Annotated in this window: 22 protein-coding genes; 21 read left to right on the top strand and 1 reads right to left on the bottom strand. The window is 27.8% G+C overall.

Annotated elements, in window-relative coordinates:
* Window position 1: 1 nt before the first annotated feature.
* From xseA to BET03_RS01640, 15 genes are all read left to right on the top strand, one after another.
* A complete protein-coding gene (gene xseA, locus BET03_RS01710) occupies window positions 2–1,231 on the top strand; it encodes an exodeoxyribonuclease VII large subunit (protein WP_120166598.1) in 1,230 nt (409 codons plus the stop codon).
* Entirely contained in the window at window positions 1,224–1,463 is a 240-nt protein-coding gene (xseB, locus tag BET03_RS01705; protein WP_120166596.1) for an exodeoxyribonuclease VII small subunit, read from the top strand. The genes xseA and xseB overlap by 8 nt, the downstream gene beginning before the upstream one ends.
* A gap of 6 nt (window positions 1,464–1,469) precedes the next feature.
* Window positions 1,470–2,366, top strand: coding sequence for a polyprenyl synthetase family protein (locus BET03_RS01700; protein WP_120166594.1), 897 nt, complete (start codon window positions 1,470–1,472; stop codon window positions 2,364–2,366).
* Window positions 2,367–3,089: 723 nt separating this feature from the next.
* A complete protein-coding gene (locus tag BET03_RS01695; RefSeq protein ID WP_243096830.1) occupies window positions 3,090–3,719 on the top strand; it encodes a hypothetical protein in 630 nt (209 codons plus the stop codon).
* Between the two features lies 1 nt (window position 3,720).
* Entirely contained in the window at window positions 3,721–5,595 is a 1,875-nt protein-coding gene (dxs, locus tag BET03_RS01690; RefSeq protein WP_120166592.1) for a 1-deoxy-D-xylulose-5-phosphate synthase, read from the top strand.
* A gap of 8 nt (window positions 5,596–5,603) precedes the next feature.
* Window positions 5,604–6,404, top strand: coding sequence for a TlyA family RNA methyltransferase (locus BET03_RS01685; RefSeq protein WP_120166590.1), 801 nt, complete (start codon window positions 5,604–5,606; stop codon window positions 6,402–6,404).
* Between the two features lie 116 nt (window positions 6,405–6,520).
* Entirely contained in the window at window positions 6,521–6,982 is a 462-nt protein-coding gene (locus BET03_RS01680; RefSeq protein ID WP_279230307.1) for an arginine repressor, read from the top strand.
* 9 nt (window positions 6,983–6,991) lie between these two features.
* Window positions 6,992–8,686, top strand: coding sequence for a DNA repair protein RecN (gene recN / locus BET03_RS01675; protein ID WP_279230306.1), 1,695 nt, complete (start codon window positions 6,992–6,994; stop codon window positions 8,684–8,686).
* Window positions 8,687–8,872: 186 nt separating this feature from the next.
* Entirely contained in the window at window positions 8,873–10,186 is a 1,314-nt protein-coding gene (gene spoIVB, locus BET03_RS01670; protein WP_243096829.1) for a SpoIVB peptidase, read from the top strand.
* Window positions 10,187–10,361: 175 nt separating this feature from the next.
* The gene (gene spo0A, locus BET03_RS01665; protein WP_120166584.1) at window positions 10,362–11,168 is read left to right on the top strand and encodes a sporulation transcription factor Spo0A; all 807 of its coding nucleotides are present in this window, start codon (window positions 10,362–10,364) and stop codon (window positions 11,166–11,168) included.
* A 159-nt stretch (window positions 11,169–11,327) separates the two neighbouring features.
* Window positions 11,328–12,446 (top strand): putative cytokinetic ring protein SteA, encoded by a 1,119-nt coding sequence (gene steA / locus BET03_RS01660; protein WP_120166582.1) that lies wholly within the window; start codon window positions 11,328–11,330, stop codon window positions 12,444–12,446.
* A 12-nt stretch (window positions 12,447–12,458) separates the two neighbouring features.
* Window positions 12,459–13,349 carry a copper transporter gene (locus BET03_RS01655; RefSeq protein ID WP_120166580.1) on the top strand — a complete coding sequence of 297 codons (891 nt, stop codon included), beginning with the start codon at window positions 12,459–12,461 and terminating at the stop codon, window positions 13,347–13,349.
* A gap of 12 nt (window positions 13,350–13,361) precedes the next feature.
* Window positions 13,362–14,045, top strand: a complete 684-nt coding sequence (locus tag BET03_RS01650; RefSeq protein ID WP_120166578.1) for a glycosyltransferase family 2 protein — start codon at window positions 13,362–13,364, stop codon at window positions 14,043–14,045.
* Window positions 14,046–14,052: 7 nt separating this feature from the next.
* Window positions 14,053–14,865, top strand: coding sequence for a glycosyltransferase (locus tag BET03_RS01645; protein WP_207666022.1), 813 nt, complete (start codon window positions 14,053–14,055; stop codon window positions 14,863–14,865).
* The gene (locus BET03_RS01640; protein WP_341466499.1) at window positions 14,865–15,953 is read left to right on the top strand and encodes a DUF3866 family protein; all 1,089 of its coding nucleotides are present in this window, start codon (window positions 14,865–14,867) and stop codon (window positions 15,951–15,953) included. Before BET03_RS01645 ends, BET03_RS01640 begins: the two co-directional genes overlap by 1 nt.
* On the opposite strand, the gene BET03_RS13550 is transcribed toward BET03_RS01640, so the two are convergent.
* The gene (locus BET03_RS13550; protein WP_183108672.1) at window positions 15,922–16,059 is read right to left on the bottom strand and encodes a hypothetical protein; all 138 of its coding nucleotides are present in this window, start codon (window positions 16,057–16,059) and stop codon (window positions 15,922–15,924) included. The two genes, BET03_RS01640 and BET03_RS13550, sit on opposite strands and share 32 nt — an antisense overlap.
* Window positions 16,060–16,179: 120 nt before the next feature.
* On the opposite strand from BET03_RS13550, the gene BET03_RS01635 reads away from it, so the two are divergent.
* The 6 genes from BET03_RS01635 (at window position 16,180) to xerD (ending at window position 19,816) form a co-directional block, all read left to right on the top strand.
* Window positions 16,180–16,722, top strand: a complete 543-nt coding sequence (locus tag BET03_RS01635; protein WP_120166574.1) for an NUDIX hydrolase — start codon at window positions 16,180–16,182, stop codon at window positions 16,720–16,722.
* Between the two features lie 2 nt (window positions 16,723–16,724).
* A complete protein-coding gene (locus BET03_RS01630) occupies window positions 16,725–16,973 on the top strand; it encodes a hypothetical protein (protein WP_120166572.1) in 249 nt (82 codons plus the stop codon).
* Window positions 16,957–17,601, top strand: a complete 645-nt coding sequence (locus BET03_RS01625; protein WP_120166569.1) for a PHP-associated domain-containing protein — start codon at window positions 16,957–16,959, stop codon at window positions 17,599–17,601. Before BET03_RS01630 ends, BET03_RS01625 begins: the two co-directional genes overlap by 17 nt.
* Window positions 17,602–17,756: 155 nt before the next feature.
* Window positions 17,757–17,900 (top strand): hypothetical protein, encoded by a 144-nt coding sequence (locus tag BET03_RS13545; protein WP_183108671.1) that lies wholly within the window; start codon window positions 17,757–17,759, stop codon window positions 17,898–17,900.
* Between the two features lie 70 nt (window positions 17,901–17,970).
* Window positions 17,971–18,609 (top strand): stage II sporulation protein M, encoded by a 639-nt coding sequence (gene spoIIM / locus BET03_RS01620; RefSeq protein ID WP_183108670.1) that lies wholly within the window; start codon window positions 17,971–17,973, stop codon window positions 18,607–18,609.
* A 319-nt stretch (window positions 18,610–18,928) separates the two neighbouring features.
* Window positions 18,929–19,816 (top strand): site-specific tyrosine recombinase XerD, encoded by an 888-nt coding sequence (gene xerD / locus BET03_RS01615; protein WP_120166565.1) that lies wholly within the window; start codon window positions 18,929–18,931, stop codon window positions 19,814–19,816.
* Window positions 19,817–19,945 lie beyond the last annotated feature (129 nt).

Below are 19,945 nucleotides of genomic sequence, written 5' to 3'. Positions count from 1 at the left end.
AATGAATATTAAGCCTTTAAAAGTTAGTGAGATAAATAGATATATTAAGAAACTATTAAATAATGATCCTGTATTATACAATATAAGTGTAGAAGGAGAAATTTCAAACTTTAAGCATCATTATAGTGGACACATGTATTTTTCTTTAAAAGATAAAAATAGTAGAATTAAGTGTGTAATGTTTAGTAATGATTGTAGTGGATTAAAGTTTACTCCCGAAGATGGTATGAGTGTTATTGTAAAAGGGTATATTTCAGTATATGAAAGAAATGGACAGTATCAGTTATACGTTAAGGAAATGGTAACTAAAGGAGTAGGAGAACTCTATATAGAATTTGAACGCTTAAAGGAAAAACTAAAAAAAGAAGGATTATTTGATGAGTCAAGGAAAAAGCCAATACCATATATCCCCAAAAAAATAGGTGTTGTAACTTCATCAAAAGGAGCTGCTATAAAAGATATAATTACAGTTATAAAAAGAAGGCTACCTACAGCCGAAATTGTTGTGTATCCTGCTTTAGTGCAGGGGGAAAGGGCACATATAGAGATTTGTAAGGGATTAAAATATTTTAATTCAAGAAATGATATTGATCTAATAATTACAGGTAGAGGTGGAGGTTCTATTGAAGAATTGTGGGCATTTAATGAGGAGGATGTTGCAAGAACAATTTATGAATTAGAAATTCCAGTTATATCAGCTGTAGGACATGAAACTGACTTTACTATAGCAGATTTTGTAGCTGACTTAAGAGCACCTACTCCATCAGCCGCTGGAGAACTAGCAGTACCTAATGCTAATGACTTAAAAAAGAGACTTGATGAACTTTCCTCTAGGTTGATATTTTGCTATGATAGATATATAAACGAAAAAAGTGCATTAGTAGAGAAATTAAACGAAAATTTAATATATTTTTCTCCAGTTAAATTAGTAAATGAAAATAGGCAAAGACTTGATTATTTAGCTAAAGACTTAATAAATGCCTATAAAAAGTTTAAAGATAACTCTAGAAAAAAGGTAGATAAATTAGGTAGTAATTTAAATGTATTAAGTCCTTTATCTGTTTTATCAAGGGGTTACTCTTTAGCTGTTAAAAATAATGGAAAAATTGTTAAATCTGTAAAAGATTTAAATAATGGAGATAAGTTTGATCTTATTTTATCAGATGGTAGAATAAAAGCTAAAAAGATATGTTTAAAAGCAGATCTAAAGGGAGATGGGATATATGAATGATAAGAAGATAAATAAGACATTTGAAGAGGCTATAGAGGAATTAGAAAAAATTGTTGAAAAGTTAGAAGAAGGGAACTTAAACTTAAATGACTCTTTAACTACCTTTGAAAGGGGTATTAAGTTATACAAATATTGTAATAGTTTATTAAATGATACAGAAGGTAAAGTAAAGCTTATTCTTGAAAAAATGAATGGAGAAATTGATGAAAAAGAATTCGAAGGGGATGAATAGTACACTATGGAATTAAAAAGAGAAATTGAAAAGTATAAAAAAATAATTGAAGATAATATAGATAAAATTTTGCCTAAAAGTAATAATAAATACCAGAGTAAAGTTTTTGATTCTATGAGGTATAGCATTTTTGCTGGGGGAAAGAGATTAAGGCCTATTCTAACGCTTAAGACTTGTGAATTAATAAGTGGAGACTATAAACCAGCCATCCCTTTTGCATTAGCAATAGAAATGATACATACCTATTCTTTAATACATGATGATTTACCAGCAATGGATGATGATAATTATAGAAGAGGTAAATTAACAAACCATAGGGTTTATGGTGAAGCAATGGCAATTTTAGCAGGGGATGGTTTATTAAATTTTGCATATGAAGTAATGAATGAAGCTATATTAGAAAACAACAAAGATAATCATAGATTAATAAAAGCATTTAGTAAAATAGCAACTGCTGCAGGTGTCTATGGGATGATCGGTGGACAAGTCGTAGATATTTTATCTGAAAACACTAAAATAGATGCTGATACATTGGATTTTATTCACAAACATAAGACATCAGCATTAATTGAAGCTTCTATTGTTTCAGGTGCAATCATAGGAGGTGCTAGTGATAATGAAATAAATGCTTTAGAAAAATATGGAAAATCCATCGGTCTAGGATTCCAAATAAGGGACGACATATTAGATACAATAGGTGATATGAAAAAGTTAGGTAAAGATATAGGAAGTGATGAAGAAAAAAATAAATCAACATATATTTCCTTGTATGGATTAGAAAACTCTATAAACAAGACTAAAGAACTATGTGAAGAAGCGATTAATTCATTAAGTATTTTTAATCAAAAAGACATTTCTTTTTTTGTAGAATTGGCTAAATATCTTGTAAATAGAGACTACTAGAGCTTTATAAATATTATTAATTATATTCTCATTATGTTGAAAATAATAGATGTTTGAAATAAGAATATGACTATGTTATAATGAATTTTGCTCGGAATGATACAGTATTCTAGTCAGACCAGCTGATTCTGAAGGCGGGGCTAAAAATCCGCTAAAGGGCACATCGATGAAGCTCCTGGTTACGGCTGCTGACGCCCAGTTGGGGGTCGTTTCTGGGAGAAAGGAGGCTGGGGCGATCCACAAAGGCATGTGGGCGTTGACCCTACCTCCGTGAGACTCATAACACTGCGAAGTGTTATGAGAAAACCTGCACGACAGTTTGATGCTGTATGCAGCGTAGCCTGCCTTGAGTGAAATAGGTGGAAAATAGTTAACTCTAAATCCTATGGGCCCGTAGGATGAGGAGTAATGCTATTGAAACCTATTTTGCAAAAGAGGCTAGGAATCAGCATGGCTGTTAGGGAAAACCTCTAGACTGTTCTAGTGAACGGAGGTATATTAGGGATTACAGTGCGGACTAAGTGGTGATCCAGCTCTATCAATGGTGACATGATAGGAATGGAATTAAAGGGAAACCGCTGTTTTGGCGACAGGCAGTTTCCATTCGGGAAATCCTGCTGGACCTAAGCCGCAAGATTTACCTAATATACTATCATTCCGAGTACGGCTGATAGCCATATGCTATCAGCTTTATTTCTATATAAGAAAATGGAGGTTCTTATTTTGGCTAATAGAAAAAAAAAGAAACCTGAATATAAAAATAAAAAATTAAAAAAATATAATATTAAATGGGTATTACTAATATCAATATGGACTTTTCTATTAGCAATTGCTGTAAGTACATTATCTGAAAATTTAATGAGAAAGTTTGATATAATTACAGCATTTGTAACTTTAATTATTATTATTCATTTAGGAGTAATTTTTGATCTAATTGGAATTGCAGTTGCTGCAGCAAATGAAAAACCCTTTAATTCAATGGCGGCTAATAAAGTTTTAGAAGGTAAATACTCATTAAGACTAGTTAGAAATGCTGGGCCTGTTTCAAACTTCTGTAATGATGTTATTGGGGATATTTGTGGAATAATTAGTGGTGCTGCTGGAACAGTAATTGTGTTTAAATTAATTAATGTATATGGTTTTAAGAATGGAACAATTTTAAGTATTGCGATGAGTGGTTTTATTGCTTCATTAACTGTTGGTGGTAAAGCTTTAGGAAAAGAAATAGCGATTAAAAATGCTAATTTAATAATTTTTTACACCTCAAAAATTTTTATGTTATTAGATACAAAGTTAGGTATTGATATATTACCTAAACTAAAGAAAGATAAGAAAAGAAAGAGAGATGAATAGCATGGAAAAACTATTACCAAGTATAAAAAATGTAAAGGATATAAAAAAATTAAATATTAGGCAGCTTAAGAGTTTGTCAAATGAAATTAGAGACTTTATTTTAGAAACGGTTTCAAAAACTGGTGGACATTTAGCGTCAAACTTAGGAATTGTAGAATTGACTTTAGCACTTCATAAAGTGTTTAATAGTCCAAAGGACAAAATAATTTGGGATGTTGGACATCAGGCTTATGTACATAAAATAGCAACTGGTAGAAAAGATGAATTTCACACCCTTAGACAATTTAAAGGGATAAGTGGCTTTCCAAAGAGAAATGAAAGTGAACATGATATATTTGAAACAGGACATAGTTCAACGTCTATATCAGCAGGATTAGGTTATGCTCTTGCTAGAGACCTTGAAGGTGAAGATTATAAAGTAATATGTGTAATTGGCGATGGAGCAATGACAGGAGGCATGGCATTTGAAGCATTAAACCATGCTGGTGATGTAGGAAGTGATTTAATTATAATACTAAATGACAATGAAATGTCTATATCTGAAAATGTTGGAGGATTATCAAAACATCTAAATAGAATTAGGACAGCACCAACATACTCTAGAATGAAAGAGGATTTTGAAAGTATTATAAGTAGTATTCCCGCAATAGGGAAAAGGGTATATAAGACTGCTGAGCGAGCAAAAGATAGTCTTAAATATTTTCTAGTTCCAGGAATAATTTTTGAAGAATTAGGCTTTAAATACCTTGGTCCTGTAAATGGTCATAATTTATATGAGTTAGTTGATGTATTAAATAGGGCTAAAAAAATAAAAGGACCAGTACTCATACACACAGTTACTAAAAAGGGTAAAGGGTATAAACCTGCAGAAGAAAATCCTGATAAGTATCATAGTGTATCACCTTTTAATATCAAAACTGGAAAACCAAATAAGAACGATAAAAAAATAAAATTTTCTCAAATATTTGGAAATGCATTGAATGAATTAGCAAAAAACAATGAAAAAATTGTAGCTATAACTGCTGCAATGCCAAGTGGTACGGGATTGGATATTTTTAAGGAAAATTATCCAAAAAGATTTTTTGATGTTGGGATTGCTGAACAACATGGTGTTACTTTAGCTGCTGGCCTTGCTTCAAATGGGTATAAACCATTTTTTGCTGTTTACTCTACTTTCCTTCAAAGAGGATATGACCAAGTTTTACACGATGTATGTCTTCAAAACTTACCAGTTGTATTTTCCATAGATAGAGCAGGTTTGGTGGGTAAAGATGGTGAAACACACCATGGTGTATTTGATTTTTCGTATTTATCTCATATTCCTAATCTTACAATAATGGCACCTAAAGACGGGAAAGAACTTGTTGAAATGTTGAAGTTTGCAGTAGACTTTGATAAACCATTAGCAATAAGATATCCAAGGGGTTATGCTTGGGACTTATCAAAAGATTATCCTGATAGTTACAATATAGAATTAGGTAAAGGTGAAATATTAGAAAAAGGAAAAGATATAGCAATAATTGCTATAGGGAAAATGGTTAAAAATGGATATGAAGTTGTAAAGAAATTGAAAAATGAAGGAATTAATATAACTCTTGTTAATGGAAAGTTTGTTAAACCTTTAGATGAAAACATGATAATAGAGATTTCAAACCATCATAAGACAATAATTACTATTGAAGATAATGTGAAAGTTGGAGGCTTTGGTAGTAAAATAAATGACTTACTAATTAAGAATAATTATAAAGGAGAAGTTGTTAACTTAGGACTACCAGATAGATTTATTGAACATGGTAACGTTGATGAATTATATAAACTGTATGAATTAGATGTAGATAGTATAATAACTTTAATAAAAAATAAAATGAAAGGGTAGAAGTTATCATGAAAAAAGAACGAATAGATGTATTATTAGTAAAAAAAGGTTTTGCGGAAAGCAGAGAAAAGGCTAAAAAAATAGTTATGGCTGGCTTAGTTTTTATAGATCAGGATAGAATAGATAAACCTGGAACTAAAGTTACAGTAGAAAGTAATATAACTGTAAAAGGTAATCCAATACCTTATGTAAGTAGAGGAGGATTAAAGTTAGAAAAAGCCCTTAATAGTTTTGAAATATCTGTTAAAGATAAGATAGCTCTAGATATAGGAGCTTCAACTGGTGGCTTTACTGATTGTATGTTAAAAAATGGTGCTAAAAAAGTATATGCAATAGATGTAGGATATGGACAACTTGCATGGAAGTTAAGAGAAGATAATAGAGTAATACCAATGGAAAGAACAAATGTAAGGTATGTTAAAAAAGATGATATTGGTGAATTAGCAGATTTTGCAACAATAGATGTATCTTTTATTTCTTTAAAGTTGGTTTTGCCTGTTGTAAAAGATTTACTTAAAGAAAATGGACAAATAGTTGCTTTAATAAAACCTCAATTTGAAGCAGGTAGGGAAAAGGTAGGTAAAAAAGGCGTAGTTAGAGATAAAAATGTACATAAAGAGGTTATACATGATATATTTGAATTTTGTAAGGCGAATGACCTTATATTTAATAACTTAACCTATTCTCCAATAAAAGGCGCTGAAGGTAATATAGAATATTTAGCTCATATTATTAATGGTAAGTCTTTAAATATTATGGCAGAAAGTTTAATTGATACAGTTGTAGACAGTTCCCATAAAAATCTCTAAGATAAAATGTTAAAAAAAGTTAAATATTTTCATATGAAAAAAGTGAAAAAATACATTTTTTTATATTTATACATTTGATATAATAAATATTGGAAACTAAAGTTGCCTTTAAAGGAGTGAAAATTTTGAGGAAATATGCCAGACAAGCTAAAATTTTAGAATTAATTGAAAATTATGATATCGAGACTCAAGAAGAATTAGCTGAAAAATTAAAGCAAGCTGGAATAGATGTAACTCAAGCGACAATTTCAAGGGATATAAAAGAATTAAGAATTGTAAAGGTTTTAACTAAAAATGGTAAATATAAATATGCCGCAATTGGACAAAATCAAGAGGGAATAAGTGAAAGATTAATTAAAATATTTAAAAATTCTGTTACATCTATTGATGTAGCAGGGAATTTATTAGTAATAAAAACATTACCTGGTGCTGCCCAAATTGTAGGTTCAGCTATAGATACAATGGATCTAAAAGAAATAGTTGGAACTATAGCAGGAGATGATACAATTTTTGTAGCGATTTATAATCAAGAAAAAATTAAAGAAGTTTTAGAAATATTCTATAAATTATTAAATTAAATGGAGGTAATGTTCGTGCTCACTGAGCTTAGTATTAAAAATTTTGCAATTATAGATAATGTCCATATATCTTTTTCGAAAGGATTTAATGTGTTAACTGGCGAAACTGGAGCTGGTAAATCAATTCTAATTAATGCAATAGAAATGGTTCTAGGAGGTAGAGCAGCTAAGGAATACGTTAGGAGGGGCAAGGAAAAGGCTATTATTGAAGCAATTTTCCAAATAGAAAATCCAAATAAAATAAATAAAATTTTAGAAGAATATGGGATTAAAAGTGAGCCAGATAATACACTATTATTAACAAGGGAAATTTTTAGTACTGGAAGAAGTACATCAAGAATAAATGGAAGGACAGTAACCCTAACTATGCTTAATAATCTAACTAAATATCTTGTGGATATACATGGGCAGCATGAACATCAATCTCTATTAACTTGGGAAAACCATATTAACTTTATAGATCTTTTAGGTGGAAATAAAGTTTTTAAACTTAAAAAAAATATAAAATACTATTACAATGAACTTAAAAAATATAGAAATAAATTAAATTCACTTACTGAAAACGAAATGGAACGTGAAAGACAAATTGACTTATTAAAATTTCAGATTGAAGAAATAGATAATGCACAACTTGAGGAAAACGAAGAAGATGAACTGATGAATGAATATAACATTTTATCAAATGCTGAAGAAATAATGAAAACAATAGGTGATATTACAGAAAAATTGAACTCTACTGATTTCTATGAGAAATCACTTATTGATGAATTAAATAATATATTGACTAATCTACAAAAAATATCAGAACATGATTCAAAATTAGAAAATTACAGTAATATAGTAGAGTCCATAATCTTTCAATTACAGGATTTGTCTAGAGAATTACGTTTATATATTGATACAATTGAGTATGATCCTGAAAGACTAGAATTGGTTAATGAGAGAATAGACTTAATAAACAAGTTAAAAAGAAAATATGGAAATTCTATAAAAGATATTTTAAAATATAGGGATAAAATTTATAAAGAGTTGCAGATACTTGAAAATAGTAAAGAGGAAATACAAAAAATTAATAAAGAAATTAAGAAAAATGAGGACAAGCTTTCTAAATTATGTAATGAACTAACAAAAGAAAGAAGAATAATTGGAAACAATATTGAAAAGAATATAACTGAAGAGCTTAAAAAGCTAAACATGAAAGATATAAAGTTTAAAGTAAAATACGATAAATATGATTATTTTACAGAAAATGGCCTTGATAAAATTGAATTTTATATATCTCCCAACCCTGGTGAACCTTTAAAACCTTTATCTAAAATAGCTTCAGGTGGAGAAATGTCAAGAATAATGTTAGCTTTTAAATCAATATTAGCAGAAGTAGATGAAATTCCTTGTTTAATTTTTGATGAAATTGATACTGGTATAAGTGGAAAAACAGCACAAATTGTAGGTAGAAAAATATCAAAACTTTCAAAAACTCGTCAGATAATATGTATTACACATCTTCCACAGATTGCTTCTATATCAGAAAGCCATTTTTATATAGATAAAATTGTTAGCAATGGTAGAACAATGACTAAAATACAAAAGCTAGATTATGATGGAAGAATTAAAGAAATATCTAGATTATTAGGAGGTTACAATTTAACTACTAGTACTAAAAAATATGCTGAGGAAATGATTAAAAACTTAAAAAATATATAGAAATGTGAACGTCCTTTATGGGACGTTTTTTTTATTAATACTATTATTAGGAAAGTTAGATTTTGTTGACATCTTGATAAATATTTATATAGAATAAATCAGTCCAAAATAGGCTAAATTAAATATACAACAAAATTTTATATATTGTTGAGGGATAGTTATAGGGGAAATGGGAGTGTGATTTTTTTGGCCAAATCTTCAAAAGGCAAGAAGCTAACTATTTTATTAGCTATCTTGGCCATTTCTTTAGCCCTAGGAATCCAAACTTATACATTAATCCATTTTCCCTCTCAAATAGATATTTTTAAAGGTGAAACAAGAAAAATTAATGTTATTTTCCCATTTAGTATTGATGTTTTACAAAATAAAAATAATATATTAGTAGTGGATAGCCATGAGTTAGGATTAAATGTTAATAATTACTATGAATTTAAAACATTAAGTAAAGGAACAGCGACACTTGAGTTAAAATTATTAAATTTTATACCAATAAGGGATATAAAAGTAAATGTAATTGATAAAAGATATTTAGTTCCAGGAGGCCATTCGATAGGTGTTAAATTAAATACAAAAGGCGTATTAGTTGTTGCTCTTTCAGATATAACAGGATTAGATGGTCAAAAATATAATCCTGCTAAAAATGCTGGAATTAGAGTTGGAGATATAATATTAGAAATAAATGGTATTAAAGTAAGAAGTGCAGATCATGTTATTGAATTATTAAATAAATTTAAAGGTAAAAAACTTAAACTAAAAATTGAAAGAAATAAAAAAGAGTTTATATTAGAAACTAGGCCTGTTAAAAGTAAAAAAGACAATCTATATAAGCTAGGAGTTTGGGTAAGAGATAGGACAGCAGGAATTGGTACTTTGACTTTTTACGATAAAAAAACTAATAAATTTGGAGCATTAGGACATGGAATAACTGATATGGACACTGGATATCTTATGCCCACTAAAAATGGCGAAATCTTAAAGGCTACAGTTTCTTCGATACAACAGGGACAAAAAGGAAATCCTGGTGAGCTTAGAGGTATTTTTTTTGAATCCAAAAATAAGTTAGGAAAAATCGAAAAAAATACTAGATATGGCATATATGGCATATGTTATAAAGATATTAAAAATAAAAGAATAGGTAAACCTATACCTGTTGGTTTAAGAAGTGAAGTTCATCAAGGAAAGGCTTATATTCTTACTACTATTGATAAAAATACAATTGAAAAATTTCAAGTGGAAATTGTAAAAGTGCAACCTCAACTTGTACAACAACAAAAAAGTATGGTGATTAAGGTTGTCGATAAAAAACTATTAGAAAAAACTGGTGGAATTGTTCAGGGAATGAGTGGAAGTCCTATTATTCAAAACGGCAAGTTAATAGGAGCTGTAACACATGTTTTTGTGAATGATCCCACGAAAGGATATGGCCTATATATAGAGTGGATGTTAAAAGAAGCAGGAATTAATTTAAAAAGTAAAGATGAATTTGCTAAAGCAAATTAAAAAAATTTATCTTTTATGAAAGGACTTTGGTCCTTTCTTTTATTTTGAATAGAAATTTTAATAAAAAATACTTAATTTAGAAAAATAAGAAGGAATTAAAATTTCTTTGTCGAATAGTTTATTTGAATTATATATTTTAATATTGTAAATAGAATTAGTTTAGGGGGGTAATTTAGTGGGTAATCAAAAAATCAGAGTAGTTATAGCTGACGATAATAAAGATTTTTGTGAAATTTTAAAAGAATATTTATTAAGTCAAGAAGATGTTGAGGTTGTTGGAATTGCAAAAGATGGTATTGAGGCTTTAGATTTAATTACAGAAAAAAAGCCAGATGTATTAGTACTTGACATTATAATGCCACATTTAGATGGTTTAGGAGTATTAGAGAAATTAAATACTCTTAATATTGATAAAATACCTAAAACTATTGTTTTATCAGCTGTAGGTCAAGATAAGATAACTCAAAGGGCTATATCTTTAGGAGCAGATTACTACGTAGTTAAGCCATTTAACTTTGAAGTTTTTATGAAAAGAATAAGACAGTTAATGGGTACAGTACCTGCAATAACTAAATCTAAAAAGAGAATTGAGACAAGTAACCATATTATAAACTCTTTAAACTCTGCTAAAACTTTAGAAGCAAAAATTACTAACATAATACATGAAATAGGTGTACCTGCACATATAAAAGGGTATTTATATTTAAAAGAAGCAATAGCCATGGTTGTAGATGATGTTGGACTATTAAGTGCAGTAACAAAAGAATTACATCCTAACATAGCTAAAAAATTTAATACAACTCCAAGTAGAGTAGAAAGGGCTATAAGACACGCAATTGAAGTTGCTTGGAGTAGAGGAAAAATAGAAACAATAAATAATTTATTTGGTTATACTGTACATACAGACAAAGGTAAACCTACTAATAGCGAATTTATAGCTATGGTTGCAGATAAATTAAGATTAGAGCAACAGGTTGGTTAAAGAATTTTTATTACACCTCATATCAATTTAAGATATTGAGGTGTTTTATTTTTTTATAATATATCATAATAGATGTTATCATAATTGATAGATAATAAAACAAATATTTTTTCTTAATAATAGAAATAATAAAACTAGAAAAAAGTTGGAGGTTTTTTTATGGAAATAGTAGGGGTTGCCAAAAAAGATAAAAAAACAAAAAATTTAGTAAATAGATTGAATCCTAAAGATATTGCCATTATAAAACATAAGGATATAGATGAAATAGCTGCACACTCTTTAATTGAATCAAAAGTACAATGTGTCATTAATACTGAAAAGAGCATAAGTGGTAAATACCCTAATCGTGGCCCCTCATTATTGCTAAAATCTGGTATACCCCTTCTTGAAGCCCCAAAAGACTTTTTTGAAAAAGTAAAAGAAAATAAACCTATTACAATTAAACATAATAAAATTTATCAAGAAAGATTATTTTTAGGAAAATGTGAAATAATTAATGATAAAAAAGTAAAAGAATTATTGGAACTTGGGAATAAAAATTTAGAAAATGAACTTGATAAATTTATTGAAAATACTTTGGAATATGCAAAAAAAGAAAAAGGGTTAGTTTTAGGAAAAGTGAAGATTCCTAGAATTAAAACAAAACTAGCAAAAAAACATGTTCTAATTGTTGTTAGAGGGAAAGATTATAAAAGAGACCTAGAAGCTATTAAATCATATATTGATGAAGTAAATCCAGTTTTAATAGGTGTAGATGGTGGAGGGGATGCTCTCTTAGAACAGGGATACATTCCTGATATAGTGGTTGGTGATTTAGACAGTGTTAGTGATAAATGTTTACTATTAACAAAAGAAATTATTGTTCATGCTTATCCTGATGGGAGAGCCCCTGGTTTAAATAGAATAAAAAAGTTAGGTTTAAATGCAGTGACTTTTCCAGCACCTGGAACAAGTGAAGATATTTCATTATTATTGGCCTATAATTATGATGCTAGCTTAATAGTAGCAGTAGGAACGCATAGCAATATGATTGATTTTTTAGAAAAGGGAAGAAAAGGGATGGCTAGTACCTTTTTAGTAAGATTAAAGGTTGGTTCTAAATTAGTTGATGCAAAAGGAGTAAATCAATTATATAAAAGCAAATTAAAATTAAAGTATATTTTTGGTTTAGGTTTAGCCGCATTAATTCCAATCATTATTATTAGTTTAATGGCACCTCCAATGAGAGAACTAATTCAACTTTTCCAAATCAAGTTGAAACTCTTAATTGGTATGTAAGGGAGTGGTAAATTGTTTATTAATACTAAGTTTTATGTTATAACGGTAGCATCAATTTTTATAGCTTTAGGTATAGGGATTTATGTTGGATTTATGCTTGATGCACAAGAAATTCTTATACATCAAAAACAGGATATTGTAGCTAGCTTAGAAGAAAGATTCGATTATATTAGAGCTGAAAATCAAAAAATGAAATTAAAGATAGATAAATTAGAAAAACAAATAAGTAATTATGAAGAGTTTAGCAATACTGTTTTACCTGCAATAATAAGAAATAAGTTAAATGGTATTAAGGTAACAATAATTGAAACTAGTGATGATTATATTTATTCGGGATTAGTTCAAACTTTAGAAAAATCTGGAGCTAAAGTTGTATCTACTATTACGTTTAAAGATTCTTTTATAAATAAGTTAGAGAATTATACAAATAACACAGATAATAACCTATTAAATAATTTTAAAACAAAGTCTGAAAAGAAAGATGTTAAGAAGATAATAATAGAAGAATTAATGAAAGAATTAACAGAAGATCAAAGTAAACAATTAATAAATTCACTAGTAGAAAATGACTTTATAGATATTTTTGGCAACTACAAAACTGGTGCAGATTACGTAATAATTACAGGAGGCTATATTGAAGCAGATAATTATATAAATTTAAAAAATTATATTAAAGAAATAATTAATTATTGTAAGAAAAATGACATTCCTGTAATAGGAGTAGAAAAAGAGAATGTCAAAAGGTCATATATATCTGTTTATAAAGAAGAAAGAATACCCTCAATTGATAATGTAGATTCAGTAATTGGAAAGGCATCCCTTATTTTAACAATGACTGGTAAACCAGGAAATTATGGTATTAAAAATACAGCTGATACATTGATGCCAAGTTATATATACTAAAGGGAGAGAAAGATGTATAAGGATAAAAGAATTGCGGCTATTATTCCTGTTTTTAACGAGGAAAAGAAAATATTAAACACTATTAATGGTCTACAAAAATTAGATTTTATTGATTCAATACTTGTTGTGGATGATGGTTCTACTGATAATTCTGCTGATATAGCGCAAAAATGCGATGTAAAAGTAATTAAACTGGGAAGAAATTATGGTAAAGGTTTTGCTATAAAAGCTGGAATTAGCAATGTAGAAGCAGATTATATTGTTTTATTAGATGCTGACTTAGGAAAAACTAGTTATGAAATAAGTAAGTTAATTTATTCGATTTTTATTAATGAATCGGATTTTGTTATTGCTAAATTCCCTAATCCTAAAATTAAAGGTGGCTTTGGATTTGTAAAAAAACTTGCTAAATTAGGAGTTTATTTATATACAAGAGAAAAAATTGAATCTGTTCTATCTGGTCAAAGAATTTATAAAAAGGAAGTAATTAATGATATAACATATATTCCAAATGATTATGGAATTGAAATAGCAATGACTATTGAAGCGTTAAAAAAAGGTTACAAAGTGACTGAAGTTGATGTTGACATGCATCATAATGAAACAGGAAGGAATCTAAAAGGTTTTTTACATAGAGGAAAGCAGTTTTTTCATATATTAAGGACTTTATTAGTATTAAGTTTTAAAATAAGGTGAGAATTTAATGAGTGAAAATATTTTATGTTTAATGATAGGAATGGTTTTTACATATATAACTATTAAAAAATTCTATATTATGTTAAAAGATAATAATTGCGTTGCTAAAAACTTTGAAAACAAGAAAATTCCTATAGGAATGGGTTTAGTTTTTGTTTTTAATCAAACTATAATAACAATATTATTATCTATCATCCTCAAAAAAAATTTAATTATAACATTTTTGTATGTAATAACTATATTATTTATGGGGTTAATTGGGTTTATAGATGATATAATTGGAGAAAAATATATTAAAGGTTTTAAAGGACATATAACATATCTTTTAAAAGGAAAATTAACTACAGGCGGATTAAAAGCAATTACTGGTTTTATATGTGCTACTTTTGTTTCTATATTAATATCAAAATCCTTTTTTGATATAGGAATAAATATTTTAATTATTGGATTATTTACTAATATAATCAATTTATTTGACCTTAGACCAGGAAGAGCTTCTAAAGCGTATATTTTAATTATGTTAAGTTTATTAATTTTATCTAAATACCATTTCTGGGATTATATTTTATATATTACATTAGGAATTATTCTTGTTTATTTACCGTTAGATATAAAAGGAAAGACAATGATGGGAGATATAGGCTCAAACACTTTGGGAATAGGATTGGGAGTCTTTTCGGTTTTATCCCTCTCTTTTAAAACAAAAATTTTCTATTTAATTCTTTTGTTAACTTTACATATTATATCCGAAGTATATTCTTTCACTAATATAATAAAAAAGAATAAGCTTTTAAATTATTTAGATAATCTAGGGAGGTAATAAATCTGTTAAGTTTAAAAATAGGTATTGTTGATGAAATATATAAGCAATGGGAAGATATAACATGGATAAAAGTAAAAATAGGAAATAAGGAAGAACAAGCTGTAAATTATAACAAATTAACTGGTGGGATAAAAAAAGGAGACAAGGTAGTTATTAATACTACAGCAGTTGATCTATCCTTAGGTACAGGTGGAACACACTTTGTTATATATAATTTAAGTGTAAAAGATAAAAAGTTAAAAGGTGAAGGACATATAATAAAGTTAAGATATACTCCAATGCAATTTAAATGCTTTGCAGCTGAAGAGCAGGAAAGTCCTTACCATAATATAATTAAGAAATTTAAAAGTTTAAATGGTTTAATTGTAGCAGTAGGAACTTTACATAGTATGTTAGGACCTGTTGCGGCAATGATTAAATGGTTAAAACCAAATGTAAAAATCACTTATATTATGACCGATGGTGGTGCTCTTCCACTTCCTTTTAGTTTAACAGTTAAAGAACTAAAGGAAAAAGGAATTATTGATAAAACTATTACAATAGGCCATTCTTTTGGAGGAGACTATGAATGTATTAATATATATACAGGATTAATAGTAGCAAAAGAAGTAATAAAAAGTGATGTTGTTATTATTACTATGGGCCCGGGAATTGTTGGTACTGGAACTAAGTATGGATTTAGTGGCATAGAACAAGGATATATTTTAGATGCAGTAAATACGTTACAAGGTAAAAGTTTTGCTATTCCTAGGATTAGCTTTAAAGATAAAAGATTAAGACATAGTGGATTAAGCCATCATACTATTACAAACCTTAATGAAATTACATATTCTAGAGTTAATCTTATTTTACCTATATTAGATAATGAAAAAAACAAAATAATATTAAATCAAATAGAAAGTAGTAAAATACCCAAAAAGCATAATATTATGTTTGTTGATGGTAGTCAAATAGAAAAAGCCTTAAGGTATTTTAGATTAAATATTACAACTATGGGTAGAAAATATTTTGATGACAAAGAATATTTTTATGCACTAGGGGCTACAGGGAAAGCTATTGCCCATCAACTTCAACAGAATCGATGACTTCTTTTATTGTTGAGTATTTATTAGTCATTTCATTTAAATGGGCAAGTATTTCATCTATTTTCCCAAATAAATATAGTCTTTTTTTATATATTACTTTAAGCATTATATCCCTCCCAATAACTTTACAAAAGTATAAAAATTTTTAATAATATAATAAGAGCTATTTTTATAGTATGAATATTTAATTAAATTTATTCCCCTTAAAGAGAAAGGAGATATTTTTATGTCTTTTGAGGAAAAGACTATGAAAACTGAAAAGATTTATGATGGTAAGATATTAAAGCTTAGAATAGATACTGTAGAGCTTCCAGACAAAAAGTACTCAAAAAGAGAAATTGTTGAACATCCAGGTGCAGTAGGAATTGTACCTATTACTGAAAACAATGAAGTAGTTTTAGTAAAACAATATAGAAAGGCGGTTGAAAAAGTACTTTATGAAATACCTGCAGGAAAATTAGAAATTGGTGAGGAACCTTTAAATTGTGCAGTAAGAGAATTAAAAGAAGAAACAGGCATTATAGCAGATAAAATGGAGTTTATAAGTGAATTTTATACAACCCCAGGTTTTTGTGATGAGAAGATTTATCTTTTTATTGCACAGGGTTTAGAGGAAGGAAAGGCAAATCCTGATAATGATGAATATATAGATGTTGTTAAACTAAAAATAAATGAAGTTTTATCTATGATTAACGATGGAGTTATATTAGATAGTAAGACAATAATAGGTATTTTAATGGCTAAGAGAGTTTTAGAGGGTGAAAAATAATAATGGAGAAATTTTTTGGAGATCTACATATACATATTGGGTATAATGAAGAAAATCAACCAGTAAAAATCACAGCATCTAAAGATCTAAAATTTAAAAATATATTACATGAAAGTTTAATTAGAAAAGGATTAGGTATTGTAGGAATTGTTGATTGTGCTAGCCCTAGAGTTTTAACTGATATTAAAAAAGAGATTAAAACTGGTGAATTAAAAGAATCACCTAAGGGGGGGGTTGATTTACAAAGATAATCTTTTAGTTATATTAGGAAGTGAGTTAGAAGTAAATTGTAATAAAGGTAGTTATCACATTGTCGCTTATTTTCCTTCTGTTGATAATATTGAGAGGTTTTCAAATTATGTTTCTAAGTATATTAAAAATATTAATTTAAGCTCACAAAAAGTAAATGTCGACATTCTAAAAATACTTCAGATAGTTTCAAAATTAAATGGTATTTTAATACCAGCCCATATCTTTACTCCCTTTAAAGGAATTTACGGTAGATGTACAAAAAGTATTAAATCTTTAGTAGGAGAATATATATTTAAAGAAATACCAGCAGTTGAACTTGGGTTAAGCGGTGATACTTTTCTTGCTTCTTTAATTAAAGAACTTGACGAAAAAACTCTATTAAGCAATTCTGATGCTCACTCTTTGCCTAAAATAGGAAGAGAATATAATGTTTTTAAACTAGAAAACCTCAGTTATGAGAGTTTTGTTAACAGTTTATTTAAAAAAGGGAATAATAGAGTTTTAGCAAATTATGGTCTTAATCCTAAATTAGGAAAATACCATAGATCCTATTGCTTAGATTGTAAAAAAGCTTCAAAGAAGAACCTCCTGTTAAAAAATGTAATATTTCAGATACACATAATGTAATTATTGGAGTTTTAGATAGAATATATGAAATAAAAGATAGAAATAATTATTACACTAATAAACACCCAATATATTATCATCAAATTCCGTTAGAGTTTATACCGGGGGTTGGGCCAAAGACCTTAGAAAAACTTTTAAGGGAATTTAACACAGAAATGAATATCATTCATAATGTAAAATATGAAGATTTAAGAGCTATAGTAAATGATAATATAGCTAAGACAATAATAAAAAGCAGAGAAGGTAATATAGAAGTTAAGTCAGGTGGAGGAGGTAAGTATGGGAAAGTAAAGGACTAATTATTTGGTAATAATCCCCTTCTTTAATGCATACAATTTGATAAAGGGCTTGTATGAGAGGGGGATTTTTTTGATATATAGGCTTAAACAGCTATTATATAACCATTTTAAAAATAGAATTTTGCTTTACTTTATTGTTTTAATTTGCCTTATGGTCGGTATATCAGCTGGAGCAATTACTATAAAAGTTTTAGATGCCAATCAAAAAAAGGAGCTCATAAGTTTTTTAGATTCTTTTTTTAAAATACTAAATGAAGACAATAAAATAAATAGTTATTTACTACTTAAGCATTCACTAACTAATAATTTACAGACAATTTTATCTATATGGTTGTTGGGAATAACTATTATTGGTTTACCAGTACTATTTGCAATAGTTATACTTAGAGGTTTTATAATAGGCTTTACAGTAGGATTTCTAACCAGTGAAATAGGAATAAAAGGAATTTTGTTTGTAATCTGTGCTATTTTACCACAAAACATATTTATTATACCAGGTTTAGTGATTATTTCTGTTATTTCTGTAAATTTTTCAAAATTAGTTATATCAAAAAAAATAAAGAAGGCTAGAAGATATAATCTTGGAAAAGAGTTAATATATCATACATTAGCAATTATAGCATTTTCATTATTAATTATAATTGGCAGTTTAGTTGAGGCATATATAACCCCTGTTTTTATGAAGCTTATATTAGGTTATGTAATTTAATGAGGTGTTTTCGATTTGGTAAAATTTTTAGATTTTTGTCTTCGGGCGTCCAAATATTATTTGTTATATTGATTTTTTCAATATTTTTTATTAATATTATAGATATGTTATTTTATATATTTTATTTAAATAACATTACAGATATTCCAAAAGGTAATTCAACATTTGTTATATCATATAGTTTATTTAATAAGAGCTTAAGTTATGTAGTAAAAAAGATTTTTTTTCTTTTTTTGAGACAAATACAAAAAAATTGAAGGATTTTTAAATTATATGTTGAATTGTATAACCACAAAGGAAAATTAGAAGGGGAAATAAAATGGAAAGTATTGTACTAAAATTTATTGAATATCTTAAAAATGAAAAAGAACTATCAAAAAATACGATAGAATCCTATAATAGAGATTTAAGACAATTTAAAGAATACATATCAGATAATAAAATTAATGATATAACAGGAGTTAATAAAACTGCAATAATAAAATATTTAATGCATCTTCAAAAAATAGGGAAGTCAACCTCAACAGTTTCAAGAAATTTAGCTTCATTAAGGTCTTTTTATCAATACCTCTTAAATAAAGGTATTATTAATCAAGATCCAACTTTAAATCTACAATCACCTAAACCAGAAAAGAAGCTTCCAGATATATTAACACCAAAAGAGGTTGATATACTATTAAGGCAACCAGATATAACTACTTCAAAGGGAATAAGAGATAAAGCAATGTTAGAGCTTCTATATGCTTCTGGAATAAGAGTTTCTGAATTAATTGATCTTAATTTAGAAGATATTAATTTAGATTTAGGTTATTTAGTATGTTCTAAAAATAACTCAAATGAGAGAATAATCCCTATAGGTAAAATTGCTCTTAATATATTAAAGACATATATTAAGGATTACAGAAAAAAATTTATAAAAGATAAAAATGTAAAATCTTTATTTGTTAATTATCATGGTAATAAAATGACAAGACAAGGTTTTTGGAAAATAGTTAAATCATATGCTAAGAAGGCAAATATAAATAAAAAAATAACTCCTCATACATTAAGACATTCATTTGCAACTCATCTTTTACAGAATGGTGCAGATTTAAAGTCCGTGCAAGAAATGCTAGGACATTCTGATATATCAACAACACAAGTATATGCACAAATTACTAAAAATAATATTAAAGAAGTTTATAAGAAGGCTCATCCTAGGGCATAAACCCACCATTCTCTGGTGGGTTTTGATAGTTTTTTTTACTGTTAATAATTATTAAAGTTTATATTTAAAATAGTAATTTGTTTAAATTTATTGTTTTATATTGTGGGAATAATATATATAGAGATCCCA

This window comes from Thermohalobacter berrensis (assembly GCF_003609645.1).
Taxonomy (GTDB): Bacteria; Bacillota; Clostridia; order Tissierellales; family Thermohalobacteraceae; genus Thermohalobacter; species Thermohalobacter berrensis.
The sequence above is the reverse complement of the archived record's forward strand: the minus strand, read 5'-3'. Positions and strand labels throughout refer to the sequence as shown.